Source organism: Collimonas fungivorans, assembly GCF_028292705.1.
GTDB lineage: Bacteria > Pseudomonadota > Gammaproteobacteria > Burkholderiales > Burkholderiaceae_D > Collimonas > Collimonas fungivorans_B.
In genome coordinates this window covers 1-7,315 of record NZ_JAQGLV010000057.1, presented here as the reverse complement: position 1 = coordinate 7,315, position 7,315 = coordinate 1, and the positions used below count along the sequence as shown (strand labels likewise).

The following is a 7,315-nucleotide window of genomic DNA, read 5'->3' as shown; positions in this document are numbered from 1 at the left end:
TTCCTGGTCGGCCAGGTCACCGGCCATGAAACCAAGGACGGCAAGCTGAGCGAGATCAAGGTCACCGGCCCGGACGGCGTCACCCGCCGCCTGCCATTGGATACCTTGCTGGTGTTCTTCGGCCTGTCGCCGAAACTCGGTCCTATCGCCGAATGGGGCCTGGACATCGAGCGCAAGCAGCTGCGAGTGGTCGATACCGAGAAGTTCGAAACCAATGTGCCGGGCATCTTTGCGGTGGGCGACATCAACACCTATCCGGGCAAGAAAAAGCTGATCCTGTCGGGCTTCCATGAAGCTGCGCTAGCCGCATTCGGCGCTGCGCCCTACATCTTCCCGGACAAGAAGATCCACATGCAATACACCACCACGTCGCCGAAGCTGCACAAGATCCTGGGCGTGGAATCGCCGGTGTTCGATTAAAATCCTGCCTTGTTGAATAAAAAGCCGTCCGAGACGTAGTTCTCGGGCGGCTTTTTTTTGATCGTCATAGCAGCTGGGGGCCGCATGAGTCGTTTTCACCGGTTTTCCACGTCTTGCAATGAGTCGATTATGCGCTATAATCAACTCATACATTGAGTCGATAAGCCAATGAAATCACCTCATCTCATCTGGAAAGACCCCGATTGGCCCAACATGCGTTACGACGTTGCGCTGGTTGGCGCCGAAATCGCTCTCGCAAGACGCGCCCAGGGCGTCATCGAAGGCAAGCTGGCTGCACTCGGATTTGAGCAACGCCAGGAACTGGCCGCGGAAGCATGGGCCCAGGAAGCGGTTTCAACCGCCGCGATTGAAGGCGAGCGCCTGGACCTGCAGGCTGTCCGGTCGTCGGTCGGCCGCAGACTGGGCGTCGCCGACCGCGGAGGTCAGAATGCGCCGCGGCACATCGACGGCCTGCTGGACATCATGGATGACGCTGTCAGCAACGCCTCCGCCCCGCTAAGCCATGACCGCCTCCAGGCTTGGCAAGCAGCGCTGTTCCCCACCGGTTTTTCCGGCATGACCAAGATTCGTGTCGGTGCTTACCGCGAACATGCCGAGCCGATGCAGATCGTGAGCGGCCGCGTGGGCAGCGAGAACGTTCACTACGAAGCGCCTCCTTCTATCCGGGTACCGGCTGAAATGGAACGACTACTCGCGTGGTTCAACCGCAAAGTGGAAACTGAGAGCCTTACCCAGGCTGCACTTGCCCATCTCTGGTTCGAGACCATTCACCCTTTCGAAGACGGCAATGGCCGTGTCGGCCGGGTCCTTGTCGATCTGGTGCTGGCGCGCGACACCGGCGAAGCCAGCCGCCTGATTCGCATTTCTCAGCGACTGCTAGAAGAACGAGGAGACTACTACCGCGAACTGGAACGGGCGCAACATGGTTCGGTGGACGTGACCAGCTGGGTCGTGTGGTTCGTCGCGCAAGTCAGAGTCGCTTGCGAGCAGGCATCGCTGGTAATAGACGAGTCGCTGGTGAAGGCAAGATTCTGGTTCGATCACCGCGACAAAGAACTCGCTCCGCGCCAGCGCAAGGTACTCAATGCACTATTGGATGCAGGGGCCGGCGGCTTTGAAGGCGGGATTAGTACAAAGAAGTACGAAAATCTCACCGGCGCCTCACGCGCCACATCTTCGCGCGATCTCATCGAACTGGAACAAATGAAGCTCTTGCGCCAGGCAGGGGCCGGCCGATCAACCCGCTACTACATCAATATCGAAGGCTGGGGATCTTAGCGAGGCAACTTGTCAGCCGCGGTTTTATCGCGCAAACGTAAAAACGCCCGGAATGCATCAGCATCCCGGGCGTTTTTTCACACAGCTAACCGTGAAATTACTGCGCTGCCGCCGGAGCAGCTTCGCCGCCTTCCTGGGCTGCCTTCATCGACAGTTTCAGACGGCCGCGGTCGTCGGTTTCGAGAACCTTGACGCGCACTTGCTGGCCTTCTTTCAGGTAGTCGGCGACTGCATTGACGCGCTCATTGGCGATCTGGCTGATGTGCAGCAGACCGTCTTTGCCCGGCAATACCTGCACGATCGCGCCGAAATCCAGCAGCTTCAGGACTGTGCCTTCGTAGACCTTGCCGACTTCAACCGAAGCCGTCAGTTCTTCGATGCGGCGCTTGGCTTCCTGGCCTGCAGCAGCATCCACCGAAGCGATAGTCACGACGCCTTCGTCGCTGATATCGATCTGGGTGCCGGTTTCTTCCGTCAGGGCGCGAATCACTGCGCCGCCCTTGCCGATCACGTCGCGGATTTTTTCCGGATTGATCTTGACTGTGATCAGGCGTGGCGCGAAATCGGACAGCTCGGTTTTACCGTGCGGAACCGCTTCCTGCATCTTGCCGAGGATATGGATACGGCCTTCTTTGGCTTGCGCCAATGCGACCTGCATGATTTCCTTGGTGATGCCCTGGATCTTGATATCCATCTGCAAGGCAGTGATGCCGTTAGCTGTACCGGCAACCTTGAAGTCCATGTCGCCGAGGTGATCTTCATCGCCCAGGATGTCCGTCAGGACGGCGAACTTGCTGCCTTCCTTGATCAGGCCCATGGCGATGCCGGCAACGTGTGCCTGCATCGGCACGCCGGCATCCATCAATGCCAGGCAGCCGCCGCAGACCGAAGCCATCGACGACGAACCGTTGGATTCGGTGATTTCCGATACCAGGCGCACCGAGTAGCTGAAATCTTCCGGCGCCGGCAGTGCTGCTTGCAGTGCGCGCTTGGCCAGGCGGCCGTGGCCGATTTCGCGGCGCTTTGGCGTACCAACGCGGCCGGTTTCGCCGGTAGCGAACGGTGGCATGTTGTAATGCAGCATGAAGCGGTCCGAATACTCGCCCATCAGCGCGTCGATCTTTTGTTCGTCGCGTGCGGTGCCCAGCGTGGCGACTACCAGCGCTTGGGTTTCGCCGCGGGTGAACAGTGCCGAACCGTGGGTACGCGGCAGGACGCCGGTACGGATCGAGATTGGACGTACGGTGCGGGTATCGCGGCCGTCGATGCGAGGCTCGCCTTCCAGGATCTGCGAACGGACGATCTTGGCTTCCAGGTCAAACAGGATGCCGCTGACTTCCGAAGAATCAGGTGCGGTGCCGCCGATCGATGCAGCTTCGGCAGCCAGCGCCGCGTTGACTTCCGCGGTAGCGTCTTTCAGCTTGGTGGTGCGGGCTTGCTTGTCTTTGGTCTGGTAGGCTTCACGCAGCTTGGCTTCGCCGAAATGTGCAACGCGGGCGATCAGCGCTTCATTCTTGGGCGCCGGGCTCCATTCGACTTCAGGCTTGCCGCCGTCGCGCACCAGTTCGTGGATAGCGTTGATGACTGCCTTCGATTGCTCGTGGCCGAACACGACCGCGCCCAGCATGATTTCTTCCGACAATTGCTTGGCTTCCGATTCCACCATCAGCACTGCGGTTTCGGTACCGGCAACCACCAGGTCCATGGCCGACTTGGCCAGCTGCGATGTGGTCGGGTTCAGCACGTACTGGCCGTCGATATAACCGACGCGCGCAGCGCCGACCGGGCCGGCGAAAGGAATGCCGGCAACCGACAGGGCAGCCGAAGCGCCGATCATTGCAGCGATGTCAGGATCGATTTCTGGATTGACCGACAGCACGTGAATGATGACTTGCACTTCATTCAGGTAACCTTCTGGGAACAGCGGGCGGATCGGGCGGTCGATCAGGCGCGATGTCAGGGTTTCTTTTTCCGAAGGACGGCCTTCGCGCTTGAAGAAACCGCCTGGGATACGGCCAGCAGCGTATGTCTTTTCAACGTAATCAACGGTCAATGGGAAAAAATCCTGACCTGGCTTGGCATCTTTGCGTGCCACCACGGTAGCCAGCACGACGGTATCTTCGATCGATACCAGCACCGCGCCGGAGGCTTGGCGAGCGATCTCGCCGGTTTCCAGCGTGACCTGATGCTGACCATACTGGAATGTCTTAGTAACTTTATTAAACACAATATATCCTTTCATTTTGCCGACAGATTTTCAGGCGCTGTCGTTCACCTCACCACAGACGACTACATTGCCGGCATAACCGGCAAGTGCCATCTCCCTGCCTATAACTAACTTCTAAACTTTATAAAACTTGTGCAGATAATTTGAAAAAACTGCTGCCACAAGCAAAAATGCCCGCATCAGGAACTGATACAGGCATTTTTTTTCAACTTATCGACGGACCAAGGACATCGTCGCGAAATATCGAAACAGGATGTCGCAGAAAATAACGTCGGCCGACGATGAGTCGCGCACTTACTATTACTTACGCAAGCCGAGTTTTTCGATCAGCGAGCGGTAACGGTTCAGATCCTTACCCTTGAGGTAGGACAGCAGGCTTTTACGACGGTTAACCATCATGATCAGGCCGCGGCGGGAATGGTGATCCTTGGCGTGGGCTTTGAAGTGACCGTTCAGGTCGTTGATACGGGCTGTCAGCAGCGCAACTTGCACTTCCGGGGAGCCGGTGTCGTTTTGACCGCGCGCATTATCAGTGATAATAGCGGCCTTGGCTGTTTTTTCGATAGTCATGCTTTACCTTTCACAAGCGGTGTACAGAGTACGTAACCCTATGCACCGTGAACAAACAATTAGAAAATCCGGTCAAACTTGACCAGACGCGCAGTATATAGCAAAAATCCTGCGGATTCAAATACTTAGCGTCGCACCAATAACAATTTATCTTGGAGTATCGCCATGAAGCAACCCTTTTCCCTTCTCCTGGCCGGTTTGCTGCTGAGCCTCGGCGGTTGCGCCTCGCTGCTGGCGCCGCCGGTCAATCCCGGCGAACCCGAAGCGCAAGTGCTGGCGCGCCTGGGGAAACCCACCGGGACTTATCAAGACGGCAATGATGTATTATGGGAATACGCACGCGGCCCCTACGGCCAGGCGACGTATATGGCGAAAATCGGCCCTGACCACAAATTAATTTCCTATGAGCAAGTATTGACCCTGGAGAAATTCGCCACCATCAAGGTCAACCAGTTCAACCAGGCCGATGTCCTGCGCACCATCGGCAAGCCTTTCGAAACCGTCTATTACGACCGGGTCAAGCTGAACGGCTGGAATTACGCCTACAAGGAAGCCGGCGTCTGGAATTCGGAGATGACCGTGTATTTCGACGACAGCGGCATTGTGCGCAAGCTGGAAAACGGCCCCGATCCGCGTTATGAACATTCCCGCTTTGGCCGGTAAATTTTAAAGGAAGCGACTGCATGATCAAATTCCCCGAGCGGCAACGGATCCAGGCCATGCTGGCCGGCACCCTGCAGGAATGGTTCAAGCAGCGCTGCGGCAGCAAGGGCGCGGCCCTGGCCTTCTACACCCTGTTCTCGATGGCGCCGATGCTGATCCTGGTGATCGCGATTGCCGGCGCGGTATTTGGCGAACAGGCGGCGCGCGGCGAGATTTTCGGCCAGCTGTCGGGCTTGATCGGTTCGACCGGCGCCGACGCCATCCAGCTGCTGCTGGCGGCGGCCCACAACAACCGCTCGGGGCCGATCGCGGCGATGATCGCGGTGGCGGTGCTGCTGGTCGGGGCCACCACCGTATTTTCGGAACTGAAGGATAGCCTGGACGAGATCTGGTACGTGCCGATCACCCGCCACTCCGGCTTCATGGCCCTGATCCGCACCCGGCTGCTGTCGTTCGGGCTGATACTGGTGCTGGCCTTCCTGCTGCTGACCTCGCTGGTGGTCAGCGCGGCGCTGGCGCTGCTGGCCAAATACCTGGGCGGCATGTGGATCAGCGTGACGGTGATTGTCTCGCCGCTGTCGCAGCTGTTTTCGTTCGCCGTGATCGCCAGCCTGTTCGCCTCGATCTACAAGATGCTGCCACAGGTCAAATTGCCATGGCGCGATGTCTGGATCGGCTCGATCGGCACCGCCGCCCTGTTCGTGCTAGGCAAATACCTGATCGGCATCTACCTCGGCAACAGCGGCGTCGCCTCCAGCTATGGCGCGGCCGGCTCGGTGATCGCGCTGCTGCTGTGGATTTACTATTCGGCGCAGATCTTCTTTTTCGGCGCCCAGTTCACGCGCCAGTACGCGCTGTTCTTCGGCAGCCTGCAAAACAAAGAAGCCGGCAATCTCGCGACGCCGGCTCCCTGATTTCCTGCACATCAAGCGCTTAGTCCTGGTACGGCTCCAGCCCGCGCTCCGACAAGCGCAGGATGCGCCCGCAGCGGCGCGCCAGTTCGATGTCGTGGGTCACGATCACGAACGCCGTGCCCAAGGTCTGCGACAGCTCCAGCATCAGGTCGAAAGTCATCTGCGCCGTGGCCCGGTCCAGGTTGCCGGTCGGTTCGTCGGCCAGCACGCAGGCCGGCCGCGTCACCAGCGCCCGCGCCAGCGCCACCCGTTGGCGTTCGCCGCCGGACAATTCGCCCGGCACATGGATCACCCGCTCCGCCAGGCCGACCCGCGCCAGGATCTCGCGCGCCTGCTGCTGCGCATCGCTGCGCTTGAGGCGCCGGATCATCAGCGGCATGGCGACGTTATCCAGCGCGGAGAACTCCGGCAACAGATGATGGAACTGGTAGACAAAACCGAGCGCGTTGTTGCGCAAGTCGCCGCGCGTCTTTTCGCCCAGCGTCGTAAAGTCCTTGCCCAGCAGGCTGACATTGCCCGCAGTCGGTGTATCGAGGCCGCCCAGCAGATGCAGCAGGGTCGACTTGCCGGAGCCAGAAGCGCCGACAATGGCGACCTGCTCGCCCTTGGTCACATCGATATCGATGCCGTTCAAGACCTTGACCGAATAACTGCCCTGGGTGAAGGTCTTGCCCAGGTTGCGGCAGGAAAGAACAACGGGATTGTTTGTATTATTCATAACGCAATGCCTCAGCAGGTTTCACCCGGGCAGCCCACCAGCTCGGATACAGGGTGACCAGGAAAGCCAGCACCACGGCGACCCCGCCGATGGTCCAGACATCCGGCCAGCGCAGGTCTGACGGCAATTCGGTAATCACGTACACGCTCTTGGGCAGGAACTGCACATGCAGCAGGTTCTCAATGAACGGCACGATGACGTCGATATTCAAGGCCACCAGCACCCCGGCGCCGACGCCGATGGCGGTGCCGATCAAACCCACCAGCGCGCCCTGGATCATGAAGATCTTCATGATCGAACCCGGTGATGCGCCCAGGGTGCGCAGGATCGCAATGTCGGCCTGCTTGTCGGTCACCGTCATCACCAGGGTCGACACCAGGTTGAAGGCGGCCACCGCGATGATCAGGGTCAGGATGATGAACATCATGCGTTTCTCGGTCTTGACAGCGGCGAACCAGTTGCTGTTCTGCTGGGTCCAGTCGCGCAGGTACAGGTTGGGCGGCA

At 59.1% G+C, this 7,315-nt stretch carries 8 protein-coding genes; 4 read left to right on the top strand and 4 right to left on the bottom strand.

From position 1 onward, the window contains the following. Both JWQ61_RS02955 and JWQ61_RS02950 read left to right on the top strand, forming a co-directional pair. Positions 1-420: NAD(P)/FAD-dependent oxidoreductase (locus JWQ61_RS02955; RefSeq protein WP_304359194.1), on the top strand; the 420-nt coding region annotated here is incomplete at its 5' end. 168 nt (positions 421-588) lie between these two features. Beyond that, positions 589-1,719, top strand: coding sequence for a Fic family protein (locus tag JWQ61_RS02950; RefSeq protein ID WP_304359193.1), 1,131 nt, complete (start codon positions 589-591; stop codon positions 1,717-1,719). 97 nt (positions 1,720-1,816) lie between these two features. Here the strand turns inward: JWQ61_RS02950 and pnp are convergent, their stop codons facing one another. Both pnp and rpsO read right to left on the bottom strand, forming a co-directional pair. Then, complete coding sequence (pnp, locus tag JWQ61_RS02945; protein WP_304359192.1) at positions 1,817-3,946, bottom strand: polyribonucleotide nucleotidyltransferase; 2,130 nt, start codon at positions 3,944-3,946, stop codon at positions 1,817-1,819. A 300-nt stretch (positions 3,947-4,246) separates the two neighbouring features. Next, on the bottom strand, positions 4,247-4,516 hold the full coding sequence (rpsO, locus tag JWQ61_RS02940; RefSeq protein ID WP_014007042.1) for a 30S ribosomal protein S15: 270 nt from the start codon (positions 4,514-4,516) through the stop codon (positions 4,247-4,249). 165 nt (positions 4,517-4,681) lie between these two features. Between rpsO and JWQ61_RS02935 the strand changes: the two genes are divergently transcribed. Beyond that, a complete protein-coding gene (locus JWQ61_RS02935; RefSeq protein WP_120235073.1) occupies positions 4,682-5,179 on the top strand; it encodes an outer membrane protein assembly factor BamE in 498 nt (165 codons plus the stop codon). A 20-nt stretch (positions 5,180-5,199) separates the two neighbouring features. Further along, positions 5,200-6,093, top strand: a complete 894-nt coding sequence (locus JWQ61_RS02930; protein ID WP_304359191.1) for a YihY/virulence factor BrkB family protein — start codon at positions 5,200-5,202, stop codon at positions 6,091-6,093. Between the two features lie 19 nt (positions 6,094-6,112). Here JWQ61_RS02930 and lolD read toward each other — a convergent pair whose 3' ends face one another. Then, the gene (gene lolD, locus JWQ61_RS02925) at positions 6,113-6,811 is read right to left on the bottom strand and encodes a lipoprotein-releasing ABC transporter ATP-binding protein LolD (RefSeq protein ID WP_061541012.1); all 699 of its coding nucleotides are present in this window, start codon (positions 6,809-6,811) and stop codon (positions 6,113-6,115) included. Further along, a partial coding sequence (locus JWQ61_RS02920) for an FtsX-like permease family protein (protein WP_304359190.1) occupies positions 6,804-7,315 on the bottom strand: 512 nt, incomplete at its 5' end. The genes lolD and JWQ61_RS02920, both read right to left, overlap by 8 nt.

What these genes read in the sequence shown, in the direction of transcription:
- JWQ61_RS02930 (WP_304359191.1), top strand. Translation starts at nt 5,200, where the DNA reads ATGATCAAATTCCCCGAGCGGCAACGGATCCAGGCCATGCTGGCCGGC.
- rpsO (WP_014007042.1), bottom strand. Translation starts at nt 4,516, where the DNA reads ATGACTATCGAAAAAACAGCCAAGGCCGCTATTATCACTGATAATGCG.
- lolD (WP_061541012.1), bottom strand. Translation starts at nt 6,811, where the DNA reads ATGAATAATACAAACAATCCCGTTGTTCTTTCCTGCCGCAACCTGGGC.
- JWQ61_RS02935 (WP_120235073.1), top strand. Translation starts at nt 4,682, where the DNA reads ATGAAGCAACCCTTTTCCCTTCTCCTGGCCGGTTTGCTGCTGAGCCTC.
- JWQ61_RS02950 (WP_304359193.1), top strand. Translation starts at nt 589, where the DNA reads ATGAAATCACCTCATCTCATCTGGAAAGACCCCGATTGGCCCAACATG.